The 25,794-nt window shown below is 38.9% G+C and carries 29 protein-coding genes; all 29 read right to left on the reverse strand.

What is annotated here, in order from left to right; all coding sequences use genetic code 11:
• Positions 1-4: 4 nt before the first annotated feature.
• Positions 5-2,035, reverse strand: coding sequence for a chemotaxis protein CheA (locus AB1H92_RS09770; protein WP_115360472.1), 2,031 nt, complete (start codon positions 2,033-2,035; stop codon positions 5-7).
• A gap of 12 nt (positions 2,036-2,047) precedes the next feature.
• Complete coding sequence (locus AB1H92_RS09775; RefSeq protein WP_370474945.1) at positions 2,048-3,190, reverse strand: chemotaxis response regulator protein-glutamate methylesterase; 1,143 nt, start codon at positions 3,188-3,190, stop codon at positions 2,048-2,050.
• Positions 3,183-4,049 (reverse strand): MinD/ParA family protein, encoded by an 867-nt coding sequence (locus tag AB1H92_RS09780; protein ID WP_115360471.1) that lies wholly within the window; start codon positions 4,047-4,049, stop codon positions 3,183-3,185. The genes AB1H92_RS09775 and AB1H92_RS09780 overlap by 8 nt, the downstream gene beginning before the upstream one ends.
• Positions 4,033-5,151, reverse strand: a complete 1,119-nt coding sequence (flhF, locus tag AB1H92_RS09785; protein WP_115360470.1) for a flagellar biosynthesis protein FlhF — start codon at positions 5,149-5,151, stop codon at positions 4,033-4,035. The genes AB1H92_RS09780 and flhF overlap by 17 nt, the downstream gene beginning before the upstream one ends.
• Positions 5,148-7,181: a flagellar biosynthesis protein FlhA gene (gene flhA / locus AB1H92_RS09790; RefSeq protein ID WP_115360469.1), complete on the reverse strand. Its 2,034-nt coding sequence runs from the start codon at positions 7,179-7,181 to the stop codon at positions 5,148-5,150. The genes flhF and flhA overlap by 4 nt, the downstream gene beginning before the upstream one ends.
• 18 nt (positions 7,182-7,199) lie before the next feature.
• Positions 7,200-8,282: a flagellar biosynthesis protein FlhB gene (flhB, locus tag AB1H92_RS09795; RefSeq protein WP_115360468.1), complete on the reverse strand. Its 1,083-nt coding sequence runs from the start codon at positions 8,280-8,282 to the stop codon at positions 7,200-7,202.
• 1 nt (position 8,283) lies between these two features.
• Positions 8,284-9,060, reverse strand: a complete 777-nt coding sequence (gene fliR, locus AB1H92_RS09800) for a flagellar biosynthetic protein FliR (RefSeq protein ID WP_115360467.1) — start codon at positions 9,058-9,060, stop codon at positions 8,284-8,286.
• 4 nt (positions 9,061-9,064) lie between these two features.
• On the reverse strand, positions 9,065-9,334 hold the full coding sequence (gene fliQ / locus AB1H92_RS09805) for a flagellar biosynthesis protein FliQ (RefSeq protein ID WP_115360466.1): 270 nt from the start codon (positions 9,332-9,334) through the stop codon (positions 9,065-9,067).
• A gap of 11 nt (positions 9,335-9,345) precedes the next feature.
• A complete protein-coding gene (gene fliP, locus AB1H92_RS09810; RefSeq protein WP_115360465.1) occupies positions 9,346-10,014 on the reverse strand; it encodes a flagellar type III secretion system pore protein FliP in 669 nt (222 codons plus the stop codon).
• Positions 10,007-10,747, reverse strand: coding sequence for a flagellar biosynthetic protein FliO (locus tag AB1H92_RS09815; protein WP_134268501.1), 741 nt, complete (start codon positions 10,745-10,747; stop codon positions 10,007-10,009). The genes fliP and AB1H92_RS09815 overlap by 8 nt, the downstream gene beginning before the upstream one ends.
• Positions 10,719-11,081: a response regulator gene (locus AB1H92_RS09820; protein ID WP_115360463.1), complete on the reverse strand. Its 363-nt coding sequence runs from the start codon at positions 11,079-11,081 to the stop codon at positions 10,719-10,721. Before AB1H92_RS09820 ends, AB1H92_RS09815 begins: the two co-directional genes overlap by 29 nt.
• A 20-nt stretch (positions 11,082-11,101) precedes the next feature.
• On the reverse strand, positions 11,102-12,280 hold the full coding sequence (gene fliY, locus AB1H92_RS09825; RefSeq protein ID WP_115360462.1) for a flagellar motor switch phosphatase FliY: 1,179 nt from the start codon (positions 12,278-12,280) through the stop codon (positions 11,102-11,104).
• On the reverse strand, positions 12,273-13,271 hold the full coding sequence (gene fliM, locus AB1H92_RS09830) for a flagellar motor switch protein FliM (protein ID WP_115360461.1): 999 nt from the start codon (positions 13,269-13,271) through the stop codon (positions 12,273-12,275). Before fliM ends, fliY begins: the two co-directional genes overlap by 8 nt.
• A gap of 21 nt (positions 13,272-13,292) precedes the next feature.
• Entirely contained in the window at positions 13,293-13,730 is a 438-nt protein-coding gene (gene fliL / locus AB1H92_RS09835) for a flagellar basal body-associated protein FliL (RefSeq protein ID WP_115364052.1), read from the reverse strand.
• Positions 13,717-13,941, reverse strand: a complete 225-nt coding sequence (locus AB1H92_RS09840) for a flagellar FlbD family protein (RefSeq protein ID WP_115360460.1) — start codon at positions 13,939-13,941, stop codon at positions 13,717-13,719. Before AB1H92_RS09840 ends, fliL begins: the two co-directional genes overlap by 14 nt.
• A gap of 290 nt (positions 13,942-14,231) precedes the next feature.
• Complete coding sequence (gene flgG, locus AB1H92_RS09845) at positions 14,232-15,152, reverse strand: flagellar basal body rod protein FlgG (protein WP_115360459.1); 921 nt, start codon at positions 15,150-15,152, stop codon at positions 14,232-14,234.
• Between the two features lie 82 nt (positions 15,153-15,234).
• Positions 15,235-15,618: a TIGR02530 family flagellar biosynthesis protein gene (locus AB1H92_RS09850; RefSeq protein WP_115360458.1), complete on the reverse strand. Its 384-nt coding sequence runs from the start codon at positions 15,616-15,618 to the stop codon at positions 15,235-15,237.
• Positions 15,619-15,637: 19 nt separating this feature from the next.
• Positions 15,638-16,309: a flagellar hook assembly protein FlgD gene (flgD, locus tag AB1H92_RS09855; RefSeq protein ID WP_115360457.1), complete on the reverse strand. Its 672-nt coding sequence runs from the start codon at positions 16,307-16,309 to the stop codon at positions 15,638-15,640.
• A gap of 3 nt (positions 16,310-16,312) precedes the next feature.
• Complete coding sequence (locus AB1H92_RS09860; protein WP_166739525.1) at positions 16,313-17,479, reverse strand: flagellar hook-length control protein FliK; 1,167 nt, start codon at positions 17,477-17,479, stop codon at positions 16,313-16,315.
• Positions 17,480-17,507: 28 nt separating this feature from the next.
• On the reverse strand, positions 17,508-18,113 hold the full coding sequence (locus AB1H92_RS09865; RefSeq protein WP_115360455.1) for a MotE family protein: 606 nt from the start codon (positions 18,111-18,113) through the stop codon (positions 17,508-17,510).
• Positions 18,114-18,117: 4 nt separating this feature from the next.
• On the reverse strand, positions 18,118-18,567 hold the full coding sequence (fliJ, locus tag AB1H92_RS09870) for a flagellar export protein FliJ (protein WP_115360454.1): 450 nt from the start codon (positions 18,565-18,567) through the stop codon (positions 18,118-18,120).
• A complete protein-coding gene (fliI, locus tag AB1H92_RS09875) occupies positions 18,567-19,895 on the reverse strand; it encodes a flagellar protein export ATPase FliI (RefSeq protein WP_370474948.1) in 1,329 nt (442 codons plus the stop codon). Before fliI ends, fliJ begins: the two co-directional genes overlap by 1 nt.
• Before the next feature lie 2 nt (positions 19,896-19,897).
• Entirely contained in the window at positions 19,898-20,656 is a 759-nt protein-coding gene (fliH, locus tag AB1H92_RS09880; protein WP_243835803.1) for a flagellar assembly protein FliH, read from the reverse strand.
• 1 nt (position 20,657) lies between these two features.
• Positions 20,658-21,671 carry a flagellar motor switch protein FliG gene (fliG, locus tag AB1H92_RS09885; protein WP_115360451.1) on the reverse strand — a complete coding sequence of 338 codons (1,014 nt, stop codon included), beginning with the start codon at positions 21,669-21,671 and terminating at the stop codon, positions 20,658-20,660.
• Positions 21,672-21,685: 14 nt separating this feature from the next.
• A complete protein-coding gene (gene fliF / locus AB1H92_RS09890) occupies positions 21,686-23,272 on the reverse strand; it encodes a flagellar basal-body MS-ring/collar protein FliF (protein WP_115360450.1) in 1,587 nt (528 codons plus the stop codon).
• A gap of 105 nt (positions 23,273-23,377) precedes the next feature.
• The gene (gene fliE / locus AB1H92_RS09895) at positions 23,378-23,665 is read right to left on the reverse strand and encodes a flagellar hook-basal body complex protein FliE (protein WP_115364051.1); all 288 of its coding nucleotides are present in this window, start codon (positions 23,663-23,665) and stop codon (positions 23,378-23,380) included.
• Positions 23,666-23,708: 43 nt separating this feature from the next.
• On the reverse strand, positions 23,709-24,170 hold the full coding sequence (flgC, locus tag AB1H92_RS09900) for a flagellar basal body rod protein FlgC (RefSeq protein WP_115360449.1): 462 nt from the start codon (positions 24,168-24,170) through the stop codon (positions 23,709-23,711).
• A 2-nt stretch (positions 24,171-24,172) separates the two neighbouring features.
• Positions 24,173-24,565, reverse strand: a complete 393-nt coding sequence (flgB, locus tag AB1H92_RS09905) for a flagellar basal body rod protein FlgB (protein WP_115360448.1) — start codon at positions 24,563-24,565, stop codon at positions 24,173-24,175.
• Between the two features lie 416 nt (positions 24,566-24,981).
• Positions 24,982-25,755 carry a GTP-sensing pleiotropic transcriptional regulator CodY gene (gene codY / locus AB1H92_RS09910; RefSeq protein ID WP_115360447.1) on the reverse strand — a complete coding sequence of 258 codons (774 nt, stop codon included), beginning with the start codon at positions 25,753-25,755 and terminating at the stop codon, positions 24,982-24,984.
• Between the last annotated feature and the right edge of the window lie 39 nt (positions 25,756-25,794).

Genomic DNA, 25,794 nt, shown 5'->3' on the forward strand with positions numbered 1-25,794 from the left:
CCTTCTATTTAATTAATGCGTTACAGTCAACGATTAATGCAACTTTTCCATCACCTAAAATTGTGGCACCAGAAATCGCAAATACATTCGTCAAATAATTGCCTAAACCTTTCAGCACAATTTCTTGTTGGCCTATAAATGAATCTACTTTTAGCGCAGCTAGTTTGTCTCCTTTTCGGATAATGACAACAGATTGATAATCTTCATCCACAGCTTGCTCTTCTGTTAATTCAAAAACCTCTTTTAAATCTAGGAGTGGAATAATGTTTCCTCTAAAATCGATTACTCGTTGCGAATGTGCATTCATCACGTCTGACTGATGAATAATCGCTGTTTCAATAATTGACGATAAAGGAATTGCATATACTTCGTTATCTAACTCGACAAGCATGACTGAAATAATAGATAATGTCAGTGGTAATTGGACTTGGAATAAAGAACCTTGCCCTTCTGTCGACTCTATCGTAATATGTCCACCTAAGGATTCAATTGTATTTCGCACAACATCTAAACCTACGCCACGACCAGAAACATCTGATACTTTTTCGGCTGTCGAAAAACCAGATGCCAAAATCAGTTCTGCCACTTGCTTATCCGATAGTGTTGCGGCATCTTCTTCTGTGATAATGCCATTCGTTACCGCTTTCGCAAGGACTCGCTCACGATTTACACCTGCCCCATCATCTTCTAGCTCAATAAACACGTTATTTCCTGAATGATAAGCGCTTAACTTTACAATCCCCTCTTCGGGCTTGCCATTTGCTACACGTTCCTCAGGAGACTCAATCCCATGATCTAAGGCATTTCGAATAAGATGAACAAGTGGATCGCCAATTTCATCGATAACCGTCCGATCAAGCTCCGTTTCTGCCCCAATGATTTCTAATTTAACTTTTTTATTTAACTCTCTTGCAAGTTGTCTAACCATTGTTGGAAAGCGGTTAAATACTGTTTCAACAGGAATCATACGCATATTCAAAATAATGTTTTGTAAATCTCCCGAGACTCTCGTAATTCGTTCTACGGTTTCTGTTAATTCGGGATGATGAAGTTCAGTAGAAATGGATTGTAAACGACCACGATCAATGACAAGTTCCTCAAACAAGTTCATCAGTACATCTAATCTTTCGATGTTGACCCGTATCGTTCTATTGGTCGCTGGTGTTTGATTTGGTCGCTTCTTCTCATTTTGCTTAGCGACAGTTGAAGGTTGTTTAGTTTCTATAGTAGGTCTCGCAATTTCTTCCTCTTGATGGCGCTTTCCATCCTCTAAAGATTGCTTTGAAATTTCCGTAACGTGAACGCTATCTACTTCAGATACTTTCATAATTTTCGACTGAAGCTCTTCAGTCTCCTCATTTGTAATCATGACCACTGTAAATTCTTGGTCAAAAGCTTCTTCTTCTAATTTTTCAACAGAGGGGACTGACTTAATAATATCTCCGCTGTTTTCAAGAATTTCAAACACCATAAAAACTCTCGCGGCTTTTAATAAACAATCCTCCCGAAGCGTTACATGTACTTCAAACACATGATAGCCTTGGTCAAATGATTGTGTAATGACTGTCGTTTCAAATTCATCATAATGAAGTGTTGTGGCCTCACTTTTTTCCACTATACTGGTTGCTGCAACCTCTGACCGACTTATAATTGATTCACCTGACTCAATTCTTGTTAATTGTTGCACAAGAGCCGTCACATCTTTTTTACCTGTACCACCTGCTTCAATATCTTGAACCATTTCTTCTAAATCACTGACAGCTTCAAACACGACATCTAACATTTCTGCAGTTACTTGTAATTTTGCATTCCGAATCGCATCGAGCACGTTTTCCATCACGTGGGTTAAATCCGCGATATCGGTATAACCCATCGTTGCGGACATCCCCTTCAATGTATGAGCCGCACGAAAAATTTCATTTACGATTGTTAAATCGTCCGGATTATTTTCAAGTTCAAGTAGATACTGGTTACAAGATTGAAGATGCTCTCTACTCTCGTCTAAAAACATTTCTAAGTATTGATTTGTATCCATCTTCTCGCCCCTTCATGATTGAATAATCTCGCTAATCGTTATTCCGATGTTTTCTAGTTTGGCGACTTCATCTGCCAGCGCATGATCGACAATCGCTCGCGGCATACCATAGACAACGCTAGTCTCTTTCGATTCTGCGATGGTGATTGTTTCACAATTTTCTTTCAAACGTTTTACACCTTCCAAACCGTCATTTCCCATGCCTGTCATAATGACAGCTAAACATTTCAAACTACGAAATTCTGCTACCGATTCAAATAATACATTAACTGATGGACGATGACCTAGGCGGGGAGGCTCTTTGTCATTAATTTGCGCAACAAACGACATCCCTAACTTTCGAACAGTAAAATGTTGACCGCCTGGTGCAAGATAAGCCGTTCCATTTTCTAGTAAATCACCGTTTTCTGCTTCCTTAACAGTGATTTCACACAAATTATTTAGACGTTCAGCTAATGATTTCGTGAAACCTGGGGGCATATGTTGAACGATTAAAATAGGCGCTTCTATATCTTTTGGAAATTGTGTCAGCACTTTTTGTAGTGCGCGAGGGCCCCCTGTAGATGTGCCTATCACAACCACTTTTTTGCCTTTCGATTTAAATCTTAGCCCATTACTTTTTCGCACGTTCGTTGACTTAACTCGATTGGCTTTATTGGTTGGCCCGAGTGGCTGGTGCGTTTGTTGCATCTCGTTTCTCGTTTTTCCATATTCAATCTTTGTTTTTAACTTAGACAATGACACATTTGCGGCTGCAAAAATTTTTGCAATTATTTCGCCTTTCACATTGCCAAGATTTAACGAAATTGCTCCTCCTGGTTTAGCAATAAAATCTACCGCCCCATATTCCATTGCAAGCATTGTATTTTCTGCACCTTTTTTTGTCGTACTGGACAGCATGACGACTGGAGTTGGATGCTTTTTCATAATTTCCTGTAACGCTTCAAGTCCGTCCATAATTGGCATTTCTATATCTAATGTAATAACATCAGGTTTTAAAGTTGCGATTTTGTCAAGTGCGTCTTTTCCATTTCTTGCTACGCCTACAACCTCAATTTTCGGATGACTATTAAGAATATCTGTAATGAGCTTACGCATAAATGCGGAATCATCAACAACAAGCGCCTTTTTCTTAAAGCTAGTCAGTTTAATCACGACCTCTCGTGAAGATATTTTTCAACGTTCCAATAAACCCTAGCCTTTTCTGATTTTCTTGTTTTCGATTAAAATTTGTGAACACTTCGGTCATTGTTAGTAATCTCTTAGAAATCAGTGCATTCGGATGGGTAAGAAAGTAAGGTGTTTGTGCAATCACTGATTTTTGAACGACCGTCTCCTCTGGCAGAAACCCTAAAATGGTTGTTTCTTTCTGTAAAAACTTCTTCATCGCAAACTGTAATCTTAACACCGCATCATTTCCTCCATTGGCTTTAGTGACTCGATTGCCAACCAAATAAAATGATTTGTCGGGATCTTTCATGAAAATAAATTTCATCATTGAGTAGGCATCGGTAATAGAAGTAGGTTCATTCGTTGAAATGACGATAATCTCATCAATTGCAATGAGCAGTTCAATCACACGTTTCGTTGCGCCCGCACCCATATCAAATAGGACGAAATCATACGTTCTTTGTAAATGTTCAAAAGCGACTGTAAGACGCTCAAATGTGTCATCTGACCATTCCATAATTGCTTCTAATCCGGAACCTCCAGATATAAAATCTAGCCCTTCTTCTGTCTGATTGATGATTGAATTTATTCCTTCTGTTCCTATCAAATAATCCATTAAACTATGTTGAGGCGACTTGCCGAGCAAGATATGTATATTGCCCATTCCGATATCCATGTCTACGATAACGACTTTCTTGCCTTGTTTTAGCAAGGCATGCGCAAAGTTGGTGGAGAAATTTGATTTTCCTACACCACCTTTGCCACTCACTACAGCGATGGTTCTCGCTAACTCCCCCGAAGATGCTAACATTTTTAGACGTAGACTTTCAGCTTGATCGCGCATTGGTTAGGTCCTCCAATAACAGCCGAATCACATTCTCTGTTGTTGCCTCTTCTAAATCTTCAGGCACTTCTTGTCCATCAGTATAGTAAGCTATCCCATATCCGTATTTAATCATTAAATTAAATAGCGTTCCCATTGAATTTGTTTCATCCATTTTCGTGAAAATAAACTTTTTAATTGGCAGTGATTTAAACTGCTCTATAATCACTTCCATATCTTCTTCTTTGGAAGTCATCGACAGTACGAGAAACGTTTCCATATCCAATGAAAAATCAACAATTTGCTTCAAATCTTCAACAAACTTTGCTTCTTTGTAATTACGTCCTGCCGTGTCAATGAATACAAGATCTAAATGTGAGAATTTCTCTACCGCTTTCATGAAATCCGCTTGATTGTAGACAACTTCAACAGGCGCCTGAAGTAAATTCGCATAGGTACGCAACTGTTCAATTGCAGCGATTCGATAGGTATCCGTCGTAATAAATCCGATTTTCATTTTCTTTTCTAGCAGGGCACGCGCAGCAATCTTGGCTATCGTTGTCGTTTTTCCAACGCCAGTGGGACCGAGGACGTGAATATACTTCTTCTGAAATGTAATGCCGCCAAAAGGTAAATCCTCAACTTTTTCAGATAAAAGTTGTTGCACGAGTCGGCACTGTTCGACCATTGTTAAATCTTCTTTCTTATCTTTCATATGATTGAAAATAGTAGTCCCAATTTCACCTACTAATTGTTCAGATACGCCTTGCCTTTTCAAATGATGTAGCAGCGGATGTATTTCTTCGGGATACTGAGAAAACTCTGTTGACAACTGCATATTTTTCAACATTTTTTTCATCTCCGACATTTCTTGCTTTAATTGTATAGTCGTATTATCCAATTGACTCGTTTGTTGAATAGGCGTTTCGATTTTTGTTTCATAAGATTTTCTAGGTGCGTCATATCCCGCCACTACTTCAACCGTTTTCTTCTTAAAGAGTCCGAGTATGCCTTTTGACTGGATGACATTAGAACTCAAAATAATGGCGTCATCCCCGAAATCAGCTCGGACTTTTTTCATGGCGTTGACCATTGTATCGGCCGTATATTTCTTCATGTTCATGCTATATTCACTACCCCTACACTTTGTACCTCGACAGAAGCCTCAAGTTCGTTATATGAGAGCACTGGGATTTGAGGAAAATAACGTTCTGTAATTTGTCTAACATACATACGTATTGCGGGCGATGATAGAATAACCGGTGATTGGTTCATCAAGGCCACTCTCTCGACTTCTTGTGAAATTGACTCCAATATTTGTTGAGAAATCGATGGGTCTAAAGATAAAAAATTCCCCTGTTCAGTTTGTTGAATACTATCTGCAATTGTTTTCTCAACTTTTCCTGAAACAGTCAGCACTTTTAAAGCGCCACTGTCTCCCGCATATTGATTCGTAATTTGTCTTGCTAATGCTTGTCTTGCATATTCCGTCAATACATCAACATCTGATGTGTATTTTGAGTAATCCGCAAGCGCTTCAAATATGATTGGTAAATTCCGAATGGAAACTTGTTCACTTAATAACTTTGCCAATACCTTTTGAATTTCTCCAATAGATAAAGGTGTTGGTGTTAATTCTTCTACTAAAATTGGATACGTTTCTTGAACGTGATCGATAAGTTGTTTTGTTTCCTGTCTGCCGAGTAAATCAGCCGCATGTGCTCGAATAACTTCAGTTAAATGCGTTGACACAACACTCGGAGGATCAACGACCGTATACCCTTGAATTTCTGCATCCTCTTTGACAGCTTCTGAAATCCATTTTGCCGGAAGTCCAAATGATGGTTCAATCGTTTCAATGCCTTCAATTGAATCTTCTCCGCCAGGACTCATCGCCAAGTAATGATCTAATAAAAGTTCCCCTTTTGCCAATTCATTTCCTTTTATTTTAATCCGATATTCATTCGGTTGTAATTGGATGTTGTCTCGAATTCGTACGACTGGAATGACCAACCCTAGTTCAATTGCAAGTTGTCTCCGGATCATAACCACACGATCGAGTAAATCTCCTCCTTGTGTTGCATCCACAAGTGGAATTAACCCATAACCAAACTCAAATTCTATCGGATCAATATTGAGTAGGTTCACAATGTTTTCAGGACTTTTCAGTTCATCTGTCTTTTCTTCTTCCTCAATCTCAAGAAGTTCTTCGGGGTCTTCTTCTACCCGTCGAGTCATCATAAATGCACCTGTCGCAAGTGCAATCGATATTGGCAAAGGTAACATTATATGAATCGGTGTAAATACGCCGAGTAAAAACAATGTGACGGCGGCAACATATAGAAGCTTAGGTTGTCCTAGTAATTGTTTTGTAATATCAGCACCTAGGTTACCTTCTGATGCTGCACGCGTCACAACGATACCGGTTGCTGTCGAAATAAGAAGCGCTGGGATTTGCGAGACAATCCCATCACCGACTGTTAACCGTGTAAAGACCGCAGCTGCTTCTCCAAACGGAAGACCCATTTGCACAATTCCAACAATCATCCCAACGAGTAAGTTAATAATGACGATAATAATTCCGGCGATGGCGTCTCCTTTTACAAATTTTGTAGCTCCATCCATCGCACCATAAAAGTCCGCTTCGTTGCTCACTTTTTCACGTCGCACTCGAGCATCCATTTCAGATATCATCCCGGCATTCAAATCCGCGTCAATACTCATTTGCTTACCTGGCATCGCATCTAATGTAAAACGAGCAGCAACTTCAGATACCCGTTCAGCTCCTTTTGTAATCACAAGGAATTGAATGATCACAAGGATCGCAAAAATGACAAGTCCAACGACAATATTTCCTCCTGTTACGAATGAACCAAACGTATCGACTACGCCGCCAGCATCTGCTTCACTCAAAATCGCTCGCGTTGTTGAGATATTGAGCCCTAATCTAAAAACAGTCATTAGAAGCAATAACGTCGGAAAAATTGAAAACTGTAAAGCTTCCTGCATATTCATAGATGTTAATAAAATCATTAAAGCGATTGTAATATTGATGATAATAAGAAAGCTTAATAGCCATGGGGGTAACGGGATGACAAGCATGGCAACAATCATAATGACTGCTGCTAGAATCCCTATATCTCTATATTGCATGTCATCGCCTCTTTCTACTTAAATTTTGCGTTGTATTCGATATACATAAGCAAGCACTTCTGCAATCGCTTTAAAAAACTCTTCTGGAACTGGTTCGTTTATTTCTACTTGATCATATAACGACCTGGCAAGGGGTCGATTTTCAACGGTTACAATCTCATGTTCTTTCGCAATCATTTTAATCTTTTGTGCAATGAAATCTACACCTTTAGCAACGATAATGGGCGCATCCATCTCCCCATCATCATATTTAATGGCAATCGCATAATGGGTCGGGTTTGTGATAACAACATCCGCGGTTGGAACTTCTTGCATCATTCGACGCATCGCCATTTCACGCTGTCTTTGTTTAATACGAGACTTAATTAGAGGGTCTCCTTCAGTATTTTTATGTTCATCCTTAATGTCTTGTTTAGACATTCTAAGGTTTTTTTCGTAGTCATATTTCTGATAAAAAAAGTCAAGAATCGAGATAAATAATAAAGTAAATGAAGCCGATATTCCCATCATCGCCGTCAATTGACCTATCGTCGATAACGTATCCCAAGCACTTTTGAATGCTAAGGAAAGAACTTTATCAATGTTCATCCAAATAACGAGAAATGTTACCGTCCCGATAAATGAAATTTTCAATATCGACTTCATTAGTTCAACAATGGCGCGGATTGAAAAAATGCGCTTCAGCCCTTTAATTGGGTCGATTTTTTTCAAGTCAAACTTTAACGGCTCTGTTGTAAACAACCAACCAAATTGAAATAAATTTCCCGCTATTCCTGCTATAACAGCAATCAGCATAACAGGTAATAAAATAAACGCGATCTGTATCAGTACTTCACCATAAATAAGCAGTGCAACTTCAGCGTCTAGGTCTTTCAATGAAAAATAATGTGTGAATGCATGCTGAAAAAAGCTGAAAAAGCGTTCTCGCATATAACTGGATGCAAAAAAAAGAAATAAAAAAACAGACAACATGACAATTGCACTCGTCACATCTTGACTTTTTAAAACCTGACCCTTCTTTCGGGAATCTTGGCGTTTCTTATCTGTCGCTTTTTCGGTTTTTTCCCCAGCGAAAAACTGCAACTCAAGTCGCAACTTCAAATTATCCGCCTCCTAACAGATACATCAGGTCTCTCATACTAACAATCATAAACTGGAATAACTTCTGCATCACGCCAACCATGACAACCATCATAATTGACAAAACTAGAAAACTCACACCAATCTTGATAGGGAATCCAACAACAAAAATGTTTAATTGCGGAACAGTCCTAGCAGTAATCCCGAGCGCAAGGTCAACTAAAAATAATGTTGCAACGATAGGGATAGACATCTGAAAAGCAATGGCAAATACGGCGGCAAATGTAGTCAACACAAATTCAGCTACTGAGCCAGAACCAAAAGCGGGCCAACCACCTTCTATCGGCAAAAATTGATAACTATAGAAAATGCCATCTAATAGTAGATGATGACCATTTAACGCAAGCAATAATAACATCGCTAGCGAATTGAAAAACTGACCTAATAAAGGAGACTGGGCTCCTGTTTGCGGGTCAATAATATTAGCAACAGCGAACCCCATTTGAAAGTCGATAAATCCGCCTGCAATTTGAATTGCCGCCATAATGATATAAGCAATCATACCGATTGCTAAGCCGATAACTGCCTCTTTCATAACGAGTAAAATATAATGGCCATCAATTTCAATTTCCGGTGCCTCAATCGTATACACCATCATCCAAGCTAATAGCGCTCCAAAAATAATGCGTTGAGTTGTCGGAATTGCTCGATAAGAAAACAACGGAACCGTGACGAAAAAAGTAGTAACTCGCGTCAATATTAATAAATAGCTAGGTAATGCCGGGATAAGTTCTTCCATATGCTCACCCGATAAACCGAACTAGATTTTCAAATATATCTGTTGCAAAAGTCGTAACGGTTCCAAGCATCCATGAACCGAAAAAAACAATGCCTACAAGAACAGCGATTATTTTCGGGACGAATGCCAAAGTTTGCTCTTGAATTTGTGTCGTTGCTTGAAAAATACTAACGGCCAATCCTGTTGCAAGCGCAACGAGTAAGAGAGGTCCTGAAGTCAATAATATGACTGAAATTGAACGTTCAGCTAAAGCTATAATCATTTCACTCGTCAAAAGAACCCCTCCTAACTAAAACTTTGCAACAATGATTTAATAATGAGATGCCAACCGTCAACTAACACAAACAATAAAATCTTAAAAGGTAATGAAATCATAACCGGCGGTAGCATCATCATTCCCATTGACATGAGTACACTTGCCACAATCATATCAATCACGAGAAACGGAATAAAAATCATGAAACCCATTTGAAAAGCTGTTTTTATTTCACTTAACGCAAAAGCTGGAACGAGCATCGTAAGAGGTATGTCCTCTACAGATTCAGGGCGCTCCGCCTGATTGTATTTAATAAAAAGCTCTAAGTCTTTTTGTCTTGTATGTTTACTCATAAATTCTTTCAGCGGAATACTCGCTTTGTCATAGGCTTCCTCTAATGTAATTTCCTCCGCAAACAATGGCGCTAGTGCCGTATTATTTACTTCTTGAAAGGTAGGCGCCATAATAAAAAACGTTAAAAATAAAGCTAATCCAATAAGTACTTGATTCGGTGGCATTTGCTGTGTTGCTAGTGCCGTTCGAACAAACGATAAGACGATGATAATTCTAGCGAATGAAGTCATTAAAATTAAGATCGCAGGTGCTAAAGACAAAACAGTTAAAAGGAGCATGAGTTTGACCGAAGTCGCAACGTTTGCCGCATCGCTATCCGTAAAGAACTGTAAGAAACTATACATCTTGGTCGCGCTCCTTTTCCGTTAAACGATCAAGTTGTCTTTTTCTTTCTGCTTTGATTTCTGTCAAACGATTGTTAAGCACTTGACTAAAATCTGAATGCTCTTCTTCCACGTTGTTCCGGCTTTGTTTTTTCATCGGAGAAAACTTACTTAATAATTGCTCAATAGGGCCTTTGTAAGCCATCACGTCGGTTTCCTCATAATACTCAAGAAGTGATGCAATTTCTTTTTCATCTGTAATTTCTTTTAATAAACGAATATCTTCCCCGACCCCAACTAAATAATAAGTCTCTCCGACAACAATTAATTGAATCGATTTTTGTTGGCCGAGTGATAAACCACCTAAATTTTTCATTAGTCGATTTTTATCATACAAACGATTTTTACGATTAATAAATTTTAATAAGCCGTACAATAAACCGACGACAAAGATTAACGCAAATAATGTTTTTATGTAATCCCAAGCCGTTACACCGACTTTTCCCGCTTGTTTTTCATCATTTTTATTAGCTGGCTCGTCGTGAATCAGCGTTTCTGCTTCTGTTTTATCAATCCCTTCTTCAGAACAATTCTCTTTATTCTCCATGCAGTAAAAAACATTATCTTCTGCATAACCGACTGAAGGGATAAGCACAAATGATACTAGAATAATAGATACGAGGAAAAACATAGGTTTCCGGTTAAAAATGTGTTGTATATCCATATTAGCTAAGTGCTTTTTCGATCGCTTCAACGACTCGATCTGCTTGGAAAGGTTTCACAATAAAATCTTTTGCACCTGCAGAGATTGCATCAATCACCATTGCCTGTTGTCCCATTGCTGAGCACATAATCACTGTTGCTGAAGGATCTTTCTCCTTAATTTCCTTTAAAGCTTGAATGCCATCCATTTCAGGCATTGTAATATCCATCGTAACGAGATCAGGTTTTAGCTCCATATATTTTTCAATTGCTTGTACACCATCCGCCGCTTCACCAACGACTTCAAAACCATTTTTCACTAAAATATCCTTAATCATCATTCGCATAAATGCAGCGTCATCTACAATTAAAATTCTTTTTCCCATGTACAATCCCTCCAAAATAATTAGCGTAAGTTATTAATTCGTTCCTTTGGACTTAATACATCCGTAATGCGTACACCGAAGTTTTCGTCGATTACGACCACCTCACCATTGGCAATGAGTCGGTTGTTGACAAGTATATCAACGGGTTCACCTGCTAGTTTATCTAATTCAATAATTGAACCACTAGATATTTCAAGAATTTCTTGCACTGAACGTTTTGTCCTACCTAACTCAACTGTTACTTGTAATGGAATATCCAGTAACATATCTAAATTTTGTGATTCTGTTTGATTTAAAGTCGTCTGTTCAAAACTTGCAAATTGCGCTTTTTCAACCGCGACTTGAGGTTTTTGATGCGTGACTGCCGTTTGTTTACTTGGTGCTACTTCAGGTTGCACATTCCGTTTCGGCTCTGGTTTCGGCTCTAGTTTCGGTTCTTCCACGAAGGTTGGCGTATCCTCAATAGGGATTTCTGCACCACTCGTTGTAGTAGCTGCTACTTCTGCGACTCCGTTATCAATGAGTAGCGTATCAACCATCTCTTTTCCGAATTCATAAGGAATCACCTGCATAATTTCAGAATCTATCAAATCGCCGACTTTTAGAGTAAATGCGACTTTTATGAGCAATTCAGCAGCTGGTATGTTATCCACACCAGTTTTTTCTTGAACATTCATTAAATCGATTGTGGGTGGAGATATATCCACTTTCACATTAAATACAGAAGACATTGAAGTGGCAGCAGACCCCATCATTTGATTCATGGCTTCTTGAACAGCACTTAAGTGGATTTCTCCTAATTCTGGATTTGGTGCTGAACCATCCCCACCAAGCATCAAGTCTGCAATGATAGAGGCATCTGATTGTTTAATTACAAATAAATTCATGCCCTTTAAGCCTTGTGTATACTCGACTTTAATTGCAACGTATGGGAGTACAAACTCTTCTTCCAGCATAGAGTGGTTTATGATTGAAATTGTTGGTGTATTAATTTCAACTTTTTGTCCAAGGAGTGAAGACAATGCAGTTGCGGAACTACCAAAAGAAATATTGGCTATTTCACCAATGGTATCTCTTTCCACTTCACTTAATTCTGCATCACTAATAGCAGTTGCTTCATTCGGCCCTGTTAAGTCATCCAGGTTATTTCCATTTAATAACGCTTCGATTTCCTCTTGGGACAATATATTATCATTCATCATCTTCATCCCCTTCTGTCAATACATCAATTACCTGGACCGCCATCCAATTTTTCAGATGACCAGGTTGCGCCATAAATTTCGGTAAATCTCCAATTTTCACGACGAGTGGCTCATCAATTTTTTGCTTAAGAGAAAGGACATCACCTTTTTCCAATTGAAGAAATTCTTCAATGCTCATTTGTCCTGTTCCTAACTCGGCGATAATTGGAAGCTGTGCTTTTTTCACACGGCCTTTAAGTGCTGCACTTTGTTCAGGTGTCGGCTCTTTTTTATTTGTCTGCATCCAATACTGGACCGACAAGTTAGGCACAACCGGTTCTAATACGACATGTGGAATACAGATATTAATCATCCCACTCGATTCACCAATTACGATATTAAATGAAATCACAACTACTGTTTCATTCGGTGAAATCATTTGTAAAAACTGCGGATTCACTTCCATCTCAGCTAGATATGGATCTATGTCGATTAGGCCGGACCAAGCTTCTCGTAAATTATCAAATGAACGTTCAAATAAGTTCATCATAATCTTTGTTTCTATTTCCGTTAAAGTATCTACTTTACTAGGACTTTCACCCGCGCCCCCCATAAGTCTGTCAAGCATAGAGTAAGCAATGTTCGGATTTACTTCCATCAAGATATTACCTTCTAACGGGGACACTTCAAATATATTAATTAATGTCATATTTGGAATGGACCTAATAAATTCTTCGAATGGAATTTGGTCAACAGAAGCTACTTCGATTTGCACGTAAGTTCGGAGTTGTGCAGAAAAATACGTCGTCAATAAACGCGCAAAGTTTTCATGAATCCGCGTTAAACTGCGAATTTGGTCTTTTGAAAAGCGAAGGGCACGCTTAAAATCATACACTTTTACTCTTTGCGCTTCTTCTTCTCTCTTCATTTCTTCTGCCGACATTTCTCCGGTTGATAATGCGGATAATAAGGCATCAATTTCATTTTGTGATAATATGTCCCCTGACATTTGATCACCTCCACATGTACATTATTGAATGATAGAAGATACAATATAAACGCGTTCAATTTCACCGGACTGCATCAGCGGATTCAGTAATGATTGAATGGTTGATTCGAAAGCTTGCTTACCTGCTTTGCCTTCTAGTTCTTCTTGAGTAATTTCTGAAAGTTCATGAATGACTATATTTTTCACTTGAAATTCTCGTTTTTTTAATTCCTCCGCAGCTTGGTCACTATCCGTTTGAATCTTCAATGAGATGCGAATAAATTGTCTCCCCGCTAAATTTGTTGTGATTTCGGGTATATCAACAGATGATTCAATAATCTCATCAATGGTAGTTTCCACATCCTTGTCAACATCTCCACTTTTATTAAACTGCCAAGCAAGGGCTAGTAAAATGACAGCGACTAATGTGATTGTGACAAGAATAATCAGCGTAATTGTGAGTATTTTATTCTTCAATATCTTCTTCACCCCCGACATACGGATTCGATAATAATTGAACCGCTTGATAAAACTTAATAACTCTCTGTTGGATGTCTTCCATAGAGTCTTGGACTATGTATTTGGTACCTGTCGTTAATGTGATTGTCGTATCATGAAACGACTCTATTTTTTCGATGTACAATGCATTAAGTGTAAACGTCGTTCCATTTAAACGTGTAATTTTAATCATATGTAAGGGCCGGGCAAAGAGCCGGCCCGCCCCTCCTTTCGGTGCTAGTCACTATGCGATTCGCGTTCTACCGCGAATTGTGGCAGTGCATGGCATCGACATTATCCTGAAACATGTTGATTTCCGTTCCGGGCGGACGGTGAGTCAATCGCAAAACGCAGATTACAAAATTATACATCCCGTATATATATATCTGTGCTCCCAAACGCTACGCTTTTCGGTCGCAAAGCCGTTCTTCGTTACGGCTTTCACTCCAATTAACATAGATTCCTATACAATCTATGTAGCAATTAACGTTTCAGATTCACAAGCTCCTGAAGAATTTCATCAGATGTCGTAATAATTCTGGTATTCGCCTGCAAACCACGTTGTGCAACAATCATTTCTGTGAATTCTTCCGATAAGTCAACGTTGGACATTTCGAGTGAGCCAGACTGAATTGTTCCCATGCCTTGTTCTGTCGCAACTGAATAGAAAGCTCCACCCGAGTTTGTTGTTGATTGGTAGTAATTACCACCTTCTTTTTGTAATCCACCAGGGTTTGGAAACTGAGCCATTACTAGTTGACCAGCATACCGAAGATCTCCATCCGCATCCACAAAAGTAACCGTTCCATCATTACCAATTGCCATTGATTGTGCATTTGTAGGGATACGAATCGGTCCGTTTGTTTGATTAGCCCCCCCTACCGGTAATGCCCCGTTTGAATCTGTCGTTAAGGTTGGTGTTGGGTCACCCGATGGGAAGACCCCGTTAACTGGTACACCTGCAAAACCAAAAACATATTTCCCGTCTCCATTAACTAAATATCCATTTGCATCCATGTAAAAGTTTCCAGCTCTTGTATAAGCTTCATTTGTGAATCCTGCTGGTGCATTTGCTGGCCCTGTCCCGTCAGCCACAATAAAGAATCCATCTCCTTCAATTGCCAAATCTAAGGTATTACCCGTAAACTGAGTCGAACCGCCGCCATGCAGTGTATCAATGGTAGATATTTGTGCCCCTAATCCAACTTGTTGCGGGTTCACACCTCCTCGAGAAGCTGTTGCCCCTGAGGCTCCCGAAACGGTTTGAGAATATAAATCTTTAAATATAACCCGACTTTTTTTAAAACCATGTGTATTCACGTTCGCAATATTATTTCCAATCACATCTAATTTCGTTTGAAAGTTTTTCAACCCCGAAATTCCTGCGTACATTGATCTTAACATTTAATAATTTCTCCTCTCAATTTTGAGTGTACCGCTTCAATCGGTCGGCGGTTCGATGGCATCCTGTTAAGGTCCTGCCGAGTTAACTAAGCACAATTGTGCCGTCAATATTCGTAAATAATTGATCTTTGGCCTCTGAACGATCCATTGCAGTGATGACCGTAGCGTTTTTCACACTGACGATAAGTGCTGCTTGATCTAGTAATACTAGAGATTCCTTAATTCCCTTCGCTTTCGCTTTATTCACCTTTGTCGAAACACGTTCCCACTCAGAATTTGAAATCATAATATTTCTTTCTTCCAATCGTTCACTTGCATGCTTACTTATTTTCAATCCCGCTATATTGTTTGTAGCTACTATTAAATGTTCACTAAACGAATGTTTAGAAGTTTCTTCAACTCTTTTAGGGATTTGACTGTGTATGAACGGTTGCGAAGGGATATGATGTAAATTAATTTTATTCATGCCGTCACTCCGCTCTTCCTTACTGACTAATTGCAATAAGTTGGTTGCCTGTAATTCGGCTTCCATCGTCTAAAATATATTCAAGTTTGCCATTTTTATTTGAAACCGAAACGACAACGCTAGAACTCTCTTCGCCATCCACTTGATAACTTACATTTTTGCCAATGAGCATGCTCGCTTCCACGAGATGATTTCCATTCGCCACATCCGCTAGTACTTCAGAAATATTACCCGGTGCCAATTCTTTCCCATCACTTAACGCAAAGACGACTGAGCCATTGACAAACTTTACAGAAACGATTTTCCCGCTACCTTCTTGAATAACTGGTTTTCCATCTTCACCAAGAACTGGATTTCCACTCTTGTCGAGTTCTAGATCATGCCATTGAACATTTTTACCGACAAAACTGTTGTATTGAATTAATTGTGATTGATTTTGGGACTCAGCAAATTTCTCGAATGCTTTTGTTAGGTTCATCGTCTGTTCTAATGCTGAAAACTGCGCCATTTGTGCAATAAACTCTGTATCTTGCATCGGATTGGTTGGATCTTGATTTTGTAATTGTGCAATTAAAATTTTAAGAAAATCATCTTTTCCTAACGTGCCATCTCCAGTTTGACGTTCATCACGTTTTTTATTGATTAAATACATTTCATTCGTTATCGGAGATTGTCCGCTTACATTCACCATCGTTTATACCTCCAATTCAATCAAATAGTCTTCAAAAGTCATATGTTCTTCATCACTTTGTTCAGTTTCTTGTCCGTTTGAGCTTTCTTGCTCTTGTTGAAACTGTTGGCCAAATGCTTGTTCCCGATTGTAATCCGATGCCTCATTAAGCATTTGAGAAATATCGATGCGCTCTACTTGAATGTTTTGTTGTAAAAATGCGTTTCTTAACTGATGTAGGTGACTTTCAAGCATTTCTTTGCCCAGTGCGCTAGACGCTAAAATACGAGCCGTAAGCACGCCATGTGTTTGCAATAATTCAATTCGCAGCTGACCTAAATGTTCTGGATACATCTTGATTGAAATTCGAGTTGTACCGCCCGACTGTCCTAAATTCGAACGTTTAAAAACATTTTGTAACTCCCGTAATAATAATTCGGCTCGGCTACTTTCACGTGCTTTTAATTCTGTATGTATACCATGCATTCGGTTCATTGCTGAGAGCGGCAGCGTCGATTGGCCTATCATTTCATGAAGTGACTCTTTGAATTGGTTATTTTGTGAGCTTACATGAGTTGTTGTTTTTTCCCGCATTTCTAAACTCTTAACGATTTCTTGTAATGCTGAAAGTTGCTGCTCCTGCTTTAAAGTTAAATCTGCTTTAGGGCCTTCTATTGTTATCAATTTAATAACCGCCAACAATCCAATCGATTGTTCTTTAGATAACTTGCCCCCGATGGTTGGGAATAAATCCGTTCCTAAAGCATCAAATTGTTCAATCAACTGCCATATATATATCGCAATGGCATTTGTACCAAGCTCACGATCAACAAATTCAAGTTGCTCAGGGATTGGCAATATATCTACCAACGAGTCTAGTATTTTCTTATCACGAAACACTAGATGCTCATCAATCACAAAAGGCAATTCCATAGACGTTTGTTCATTTTCTTGAAGAAATTCGACCAACTCGTCAATTGTTGTTACTTGAAGTAGTTGGGACAATTTCACATCTACTGTATCTGTATGATCTTCACTCAACTCTATTTCAATGAACGAATCATTATCTGTTAATGTAGCTAGTACCGATCCAAATGCACCTTCATTTACGTCACCATTTAATTTGGTTCTGTTTCCTACTGGCATTTTCCCAATGTGTATAGGTTTTGGAAGTACCATAGCGTTTATCACTCTTTCACCCCCCATCAAATATTGCTCATCAATTCGTCATCATGGACATATATTTTGCAGCATCTTCAGGCGACATTTTTTCCAAGATTGCTGCCAGCGCATCTGGTTTTAAATTCGACAGGATTTGCAACGCTTCTGCGTCACTCATTTTAGTCAAGACGGGTGCGGCTGATTTTGCTGACATTTTCTCAAATGTCGTCACCATTTCACTCGCTTTTTGTTTTGCGGAATCATTGGTACGCTTTAGCTCAGCAATTTCCTCCAACAGTTTTTCTTGTTCTAAAATTAATGCTTCAACTTCACTTGTGGAAGCGTCTAACTGTTGTTGTAACTTATGAACTTGTGTTTCTTTTTCATGAATTTCAGCTTGCAATGTAACGATACGGTCTCCTAAAACTGCTTCATTTGGGTTAGATTTTTCTTTTTTGTCTTGATTCACAACTGGGAATTCGGTAGTGATTTCTTTGACCGCTTCAAACACATTTACGTTATTAAATTTTGCTATGACAAGAATAATAGCAGTCGTGAACAGTAGTGTAATGAGCATCATCATCATGACGTTTCGAAGCGTATTTGAAGACTTTTCTCTATGACTGGCTGAACTTTTGTTTGCCGTTTTTTTATTTTTCACCATTTTATCACCCGATTTCTTTTCCACGAAACGTCAGCGTAGATAACTCATCAAGCCTTTGTGCTTCTTGATACTCCATATCACGCTGATATTCTTCCCAATCTTTCTCTTTCATCTTTTCAAACTTACGAACTTCCATCGTTCTTTCTAGTAATTTCTGTTCATACCACTGCATCTTAGCGCGTGCTTTAATAACTAGTTGCTGTACTTGTTCAATCTTCTTTTCGAGACTATCAATAAAACGCATGTAATGGTGGATATCGTTAATGGAAAAGCCTTCTTCCATCTGTTTTTGTTGATTCATTATCGTCGTTTCTTTTTGCTTCAATAGCTCATAAAGTTCAGTACCAATCTGTTCAAAAGATTCCACAGCGGCTTGATAATCTATCTCTGTTTCGCTTTTTTCTAGTTCGCGGTATGTAAGGACATTTTCAAAACGATAATGATAAGGCTTCATTACATCCCAGCTCCTACGCCTAGTTCAACTAGCTCATTGATTGTGTCTTCAATTGAAATGTTATCGTTAAAGCTTTGTTTCAAAAAGTTTGTAATAAGCGGTTCATAATCAATTGCCATATCCACTTCGGGGGATGTGCCACGTTTATATGCTCCAATATTAATCAGGTCTTCGGATTTGCTGTAGGTATAATATAAATCTCTTAATTTCTCAGCAGCTTTTATGTGTTCCGGACTTGTAATATGACTCATCAATCGGCTTACACTACTCAAAACATTGATTGCCGGATATTGACCTTTATTTGCCAATGATCGGTCCAATACGATATGACCGTCTAGAATCCCCCGAACTGTATCTGCAATTGGTTCATTCATATCATCACCATCGACAAGTACTGTATAAAATGCCGTGATTGCTCCGTGTTCATTTGTCCCAGTTCTTTCTAGCAGTTTCGGCAAAATAGAAAAGACTGATGGCGTATAACCGCGAGTCGCTGGCGGTTCCCCGACAGCTAATCCAATTTCTCGTTGCGCCATCGCAACTCTCGTCACAGAGTCCATCATTAACATGACATTCATTCCTTTATCGCGGAAATACTCTGCAATTGCAGTAGCTGTGAAAGCACCTTTAATTCGCATTAAGGCCGGTTGATCAGATGTTGCAGCGATAACAATTGAACGTTTTAACCCTTCTGGTCCAAGGTCCCTTTCAACGAATTCACGAACTTCACGTCCACGTTCACCGATAAGCGCAATAATATTAATGTCTGCTTTTGTATTACGAGCAATCATTCCAAGTAATGTACTTTTACCTACACCAGAACCGGCAAAGATACCGACTCTTTGTCCATTACCAACTGTCAGCATGCCATCAATCGCCTTTACACCGACTTCTAACTTGTCATCGATAGGTGGTCGACTGAGTGCGTTCGGCGGTTCACGATTTGTCCGTACCGTCGACAATCCTCTTGGTAATTGGCTACCGTCCATTGGATTTCCCATAGAATCTAGTACTTTGCCAAGTAAATTCATGCCGACTTTAATTTCCAATGGTTTCCCAATTCCCTCGACAAGACAACCACTTGCAATATCTTGAATATCTGTATAAGGCATAAGTATTACGATTTCTTCACGGAATCCGACTACTTCCGCCATAATCGTTGTCTCACCTTTCAACCCATTATTCAAATGAATATGGCACACATCACCGATAGAACTTTCTGGACCTTGGGATTCAATCATCAGACCGACGACACGGACGACTCGACCAAATTTCTTATATGTATTAATGGTTGGGATAAATTCCGTCAATTCTTCCGCTTTTCTCACCGTCAATCCTCCTTTTCTAACACCTCAATTAAACGTTCTCTTAACTCATTTAATTGTTCATCGATACTGACCACGATTCTTCCGTGATTCGTTTCGATATAACATTCGGTTGCATCAAAATCTTCTGTGGCAAATATAAGAAATGGCGTGTCTGGCGGAAATATAGCTGCCAATTCTGAACGATTAGCTGAAACTACATCGTATTTGTCCACCGATACATACAGTTTGACTTCTTTCATTTCTCGAACTTCCATCAACGCTCTTTTGACAACAGATAAAAATTGTTTTTCATCTTCTTCTAGCTTTTCGTTTAGGATTCGCTCTGCAACCTTCATCGCTAACTCTAAAATGACTCTTTCTTGGCTCGCTTGGTACTCCTCTGCAATTTCTTTTGATTTTCGGGTTATCTCATTAGCCTGTTCAATCGCTGCTTTCATCTCCGCTAAAGCTTTATCGCGCCCTTCTGTAAAGCCAATTTGAAACCCTTCATCGTATGCCTGCTGTTCTAATTGCGCTCTTTCCTCTTTCCAAGCCGTTTGCATCGCCTCTATATCATCAGCGGCTGTTTGTCTCATGTGAAGAATAAGTTCTCTTTCCTCTTCAATCGACTGTTGTGCACTTTCTAATTGACGCTCTCGCTCTAGTAAAGCTAAGTCGATCGCCTTAGGTTCATCGCCATTTTCTTCTACAACCCTATTTAGATTCCGGATGGAAATTTGACGCGTTGGCACTTCAGCGTTCGCTTGATAGGATTTAAACACTTTAGACAATGATGTCGTCCCCTCCACCGCGTGCGATTATAATTTCACCTGAATCTTCGAGCCTTCGGATAATGCCAACAATTCTCGTTTGTGCTTCCTCTACATCTCGAAGTCGTACCGGTCCCATAATTTCAATTTCTTCCTTGAATGATTCAGCCATCCGAGCGGACATATTGCTGAATAAAACGTTTTGAACCTCTTCACTAGATACTTTAAGTGATAGAATAAGATCTTCATTTTCACATTCTCGAATAATTCTTTGAATAGAGCGGTTATCAAGTGTAACAATGTCCTCGAAGACAAACATACGCTTCTTAATTTCTTCTGCTAAGTCTGGATCTTGAATTTCTAACGCATCTAGAATTGTTTTTTCCGTTGCACGGTCTACACCATTTAGAACTTCGACTACAGCATCGACTCCGCCTGCTTCTGTATAATCTTGCGTAACTGTTGAAGAAAGTTTTCGTTCTAAAACCGCCTCAATTTCACTAATCACTTCAGGGGACGTTGAATCCATTGTCGCGATTCTTCTAGCGATATCTGCCTGTGTCTCTTGTGGTAATGAAGATAAAATCACCCCAGCTTGTTCCGCTTCTAAATAAGACAAGATGAGTGCAATCGTCTGTGGATGTTCGTTTTGAATGAAGTTAAGCAATTGGCTAGGATCCGCACGTCTCGCAAAGTCGAATGGTCGCACTTGTAAAGAGGATGTCAATCGGTTAATGATTGCTTGTGCATGATTTTTCCCAAGTGCTTTTTCAAGTACAGTTTTCGCATACCCAATTCCGCCTTGTGAAATATAATCTTGTGCGATGGCAATATTATGAAACTCTTCAATAATCTCTTCCTTCACAGAGGATTCAACTTTTTTCACACTCGAAATTTCAAGCGTCAAACGCTCAACTTCTTCCTCATTTAAATTTTTATAGACAGAAGCCGCTACTTCTGGCCCAAGAGAAATAAGGAGAAGAGCAGCTTTTTGCTTTCCAGTCATTCCTTTTTCTTTTCTTACCAATGCTGTTTCCTCCCTTAATCTTCCGCTATCCACGTGCGTAATAATTTTGCGAATTCCTCTGGTTTTTCTTTAGCCATTTTCTCAAGCTGTTTCCGACGTAGCGTACCTTCTGTTTCTTGTTCCTCATTAATATCTTCAATATGTAACACTTTTTCTTGTTCTTCGATGACCTCTTCCACTTCCGCCTTTTCTGCGGCACGACGACTACGCACAAACAAGATCACCAATATGATGATTATGAAGAGCAATGCGCCTCCAGCTATATAAATCCATAGCGGAACTTGAACGCTTGGCGTATCGAATACGGTTACTCTTCCGTTGAACGGCTGTACCGATACGGCGATTTTTTCATTAATCTCATTGTTTGTAAGTTCTCCTGCTGCTTCTTTATCGATAGAAGTACGAATGATTGTTGCTAAAATTTGTTCGATGTCATCTTGTAAACCGACTGGCATAGATGCCATATCTTCGGCGACTGGCGGCTCAACCATTACTTGAATGCCAATATCCCGAATTTTATATGGACTTTCAACGATTTCTTTTCGTATCCTATTCACTTCATGATTAACGGTCTCTTCAATCCGCTCATAATCCCCATTTGAACCATTAACAAATTCCGTATAATTGTCAGTCGAGTTATCCATAGGAGGTTCTCCTCCTGCAACTGGCGCATTCCCTGTAAATGATTCAGTAATTCTTTGAACACTTAGGGCAATGCCTTCCATACTTTCAACATCTACTGGCGTAACTAACGATTCCTCCCGGTTTTCAAGTTTGAAATCGATATCTGTCGTGACTGAAACGATGACTTTGTCTTGTCCCATCATTGTGCCAAGCATCATTTGAACTTGTCGTTGCAAATCTCTTTCAATCGACTTTTTTACAGCGATTTGATCCGCAAGGCTTGTTCCGAATTGTTCTTTTTCCGTTTTTAAGTCGAAATACTCAAAGTATTGGTTTGTAATTTCAATGTCTTCTTTAGATAGATTAGGAATGCTTTTAGAAACCAAATTGTAAAGTGCGTTAATTTGTGAATCGCTAAATTGATGTCCAGGATTTGTATTCAATACAATTGCTGCACTTGCGCGCTGACTATTATCGTTTAGAAAGATATTTTCACTCGGCAACGTCAACATTACTTTTGCATCTTTTACACCTTCAATACCTTTCATTAGGTTCGCTAATTCAGTTTGCATCGATGCAAGCTTAATGACATTGAACTCATTATCCGTCATACCAAATCCTGCATTGTTTGAGAAAAAGGAGTAGTCTATCGTACCCGAGTTCGGATAGCCTTCAGCAGCAAGCGTGACTAATAAATCATCCACACGTTCTTTTGGTACTAAAATCGACGTTCCACCAGGAGCAATTTGACTTTGAACGCCGAGCATATCTAACTGTTCTTTAATTCGACCAATTTCCGCTGTTGATACATCTGTATAAAGCGGGACATACTCCGTTCTAGAGAGGAAAAAGGTTATTGTAGCTGCGATGATAATGATCGCTAATAAAGAGGCGCCATATGTAGTTTTCTGTTTTTTAGTGCGACTGGACCAAAATGTTTGTAGTTCATTTTTGGTTTTCGCAAGTCTTTCATTCATCTTAATCCCCCGGTCCACATACATCTTTCAAGTAAAATAAAAAAACTCTTTTACTAGTTGAACTGTCTAGTAACAAACATTCTTTCAGATAAATATTCTTATAGATTAGACTGGCATCCGGATGATTTCTTGATAGGCTTCTACTACTTTATTCCTTACTTCCATCGTTGCATTTAAAGTTATCGAAGCTTTTTGTGCAGCTATCATCACTTCATGTAGGTCAACATGCTCACCTTGTACTAATTTTCGAGTTAATAGATCTGAATTAATTTGCTGTACATTCGTATTGTTAATTGCCTCTTTCAAGAAACTACCAAAACTTTGCTGCGCTTCATAAGAAGTTGGTTTCGCATTGTTTTGAACACCTGGCAAAGTTGCAGTAGGCGCTTTCATTAATACTGATTGTATATTCACACAGATACCTCCCTAACGTTTGTTACTTACCGATTTCTAATGCTTTCATAAGCATTGATTTATTGGCGTTAAATACCGTAACGTTCGCTTCATAAGAACGTGTAGCCGACATTAAATTCACCATTTCCCTCAGGGGGTCAACATTTGGCATTTGTACGTATCCTTGTGCATTCGCATCCGGATGTGATGGATCGTAAACAGATTTAAACGGCGTCTCTGTATCTTCAGATACCCTTGAAACTCGAACACCATTCCCAACGTCACCTGAACGATTCTTCCCAATCGCCATTTGAAGCATAGAAGAAAATTGTGTTCCCTTTGGCTCGAGAGTTACCGTTTTTCTACGATAGGGTTGCCATTCGCCATCCACTATCCGACTTCGAGTTGTATCCACGTTTGCCAAATTCGATGAGATGACATCCATACGTAAGCGCTGTGCAGTTAAAGCAGATGCCGTCGTATTTAGGCTGTGAAATATCCCCAACGTTAGCGTCCTCCTTTAATCACATTTTGTAATGTGTTGAATTTTCCATTCAGCCGGTCTACTAATGCATGATAATATATTTGGTTTTCAGCAAGGTCAGCTTGCTCTTTATCCATATCCACACCATTACCGTCATGCCTATAACGAAAGTTCGAATAGTCAAAAACGCCAGGTTGAACATTTCGTTTTGGAAAGTCAATATGTCGATGGTCTGTTTTATACGCCCTAAGCTCTTTCATTTGAGCATTGTCGAAAAAGTCTTTGAAGCTAACATTCTTTGCTTTATAGTTCGGAGTATCAACATTCGCGATATTTTGGGAAATAACCTTCCCTTTAGTCGCAGAGTAATTAAGTCCCTGCTCCAATGAAGATATCATATGCCCAAACAACTTCATATCGTCCCCTCCTGTTCTTCCTTTGCTTAGAGTAGATTTCTTATGACTTATCTCTTACTAAGATATGTTAATTATAGCTTATTATGTCGATATTTGCTAGATGAATAGGTGACAATTAACTAGTGCTAAACCGCCTTTTTATTACTGTTTACACGGAGATTTTATGGTCGTTATGTACTTTTTACCTATTTCACCAAAAGATTATCAGTTATCAGTATTTACAAATAGCTTTATTGATTAATTTGTGCATTTATCCCAACAAATATTGCTCTTCTTTGTTACTTTTGCATCTCTTAAACCCGCAAATACATATATGTCGTTTTTCTTATAATGCCTCTTTTTCTACATACACCTTCAAAATTCGACAAAAAACGCTTCCTCCAACTTATGGAAGAAGCGTTTTGACTCACTTAGCATTATTTTTGCTTTTCAAGTTCAGCAAGGAATTTATTGTTTAATACTTTAATGTACGTACCTTTCATTCCTAATGAACGGGATTCAATAACACCAGCACTTTCTAGTTTACGCAGCGCGTTTACAATAACTGAGCGCGTGATTCCTACACGGTCAGCAATTTTAGATGCAACGAGTAATCCTTCTTCGCCATCAAGTTCTTTAAAGATGTGCTCAATTGCTTCATGCTCACTGTAAGACAATGAGTTAATTGCCATTTGAACAACTGCTTTACTACGTGCTTCAAGTTCAATTTCCTCAGATTTTTCACGTAAAATTTCCATGCCGACAACTGTCGCACCGTATTCAGCAAGAATTAAATCATCATCATTAAACTCCTCTTTCATTCTTGCTAGAAGAAGTGTTCCTAAGCGCTCACCGCCACCCATAATTGGAACAATTGTCGTTAATCCTTCTTTGAATAACTCTTTGTTCTCCACTGGGAACGCAGTGTATGAGCTTTCAACATCTAAGTTTGAAGAAGTTTCTCTAACTTCAAAAAGCTTTTGAGTATATTCTGCTGGGAATTGACGATTTTCAAACATTTCTTTCATACGATCGTTTTCAATTTGTTGGTGGATTTCAAATCCTAATAGTTTACCTCTTCTACTTACGATAAATACGTTTGATTCAATAACTGAACTTAGTTTTTCAGCCATTTCCTTGAAGTTGACTGCTTCTCCACCTGATTCTTGTAGCATTGCGTTAATTTTACGCGTTTTTATTAATAAAGACATACGTTTTCTTCCTCCTCAAATTAATTACACACATTGTTA

It is taken from the genome of Sporosarcina pasteurii (genome assembly GCF_041295575.1).
GTDB classification, from domain to species: Bacteria; Bacillota; Bacilli; order Bacillales_A; family Planococcaceae; genus Sporosarcina; species Sporosarcina pasteurii.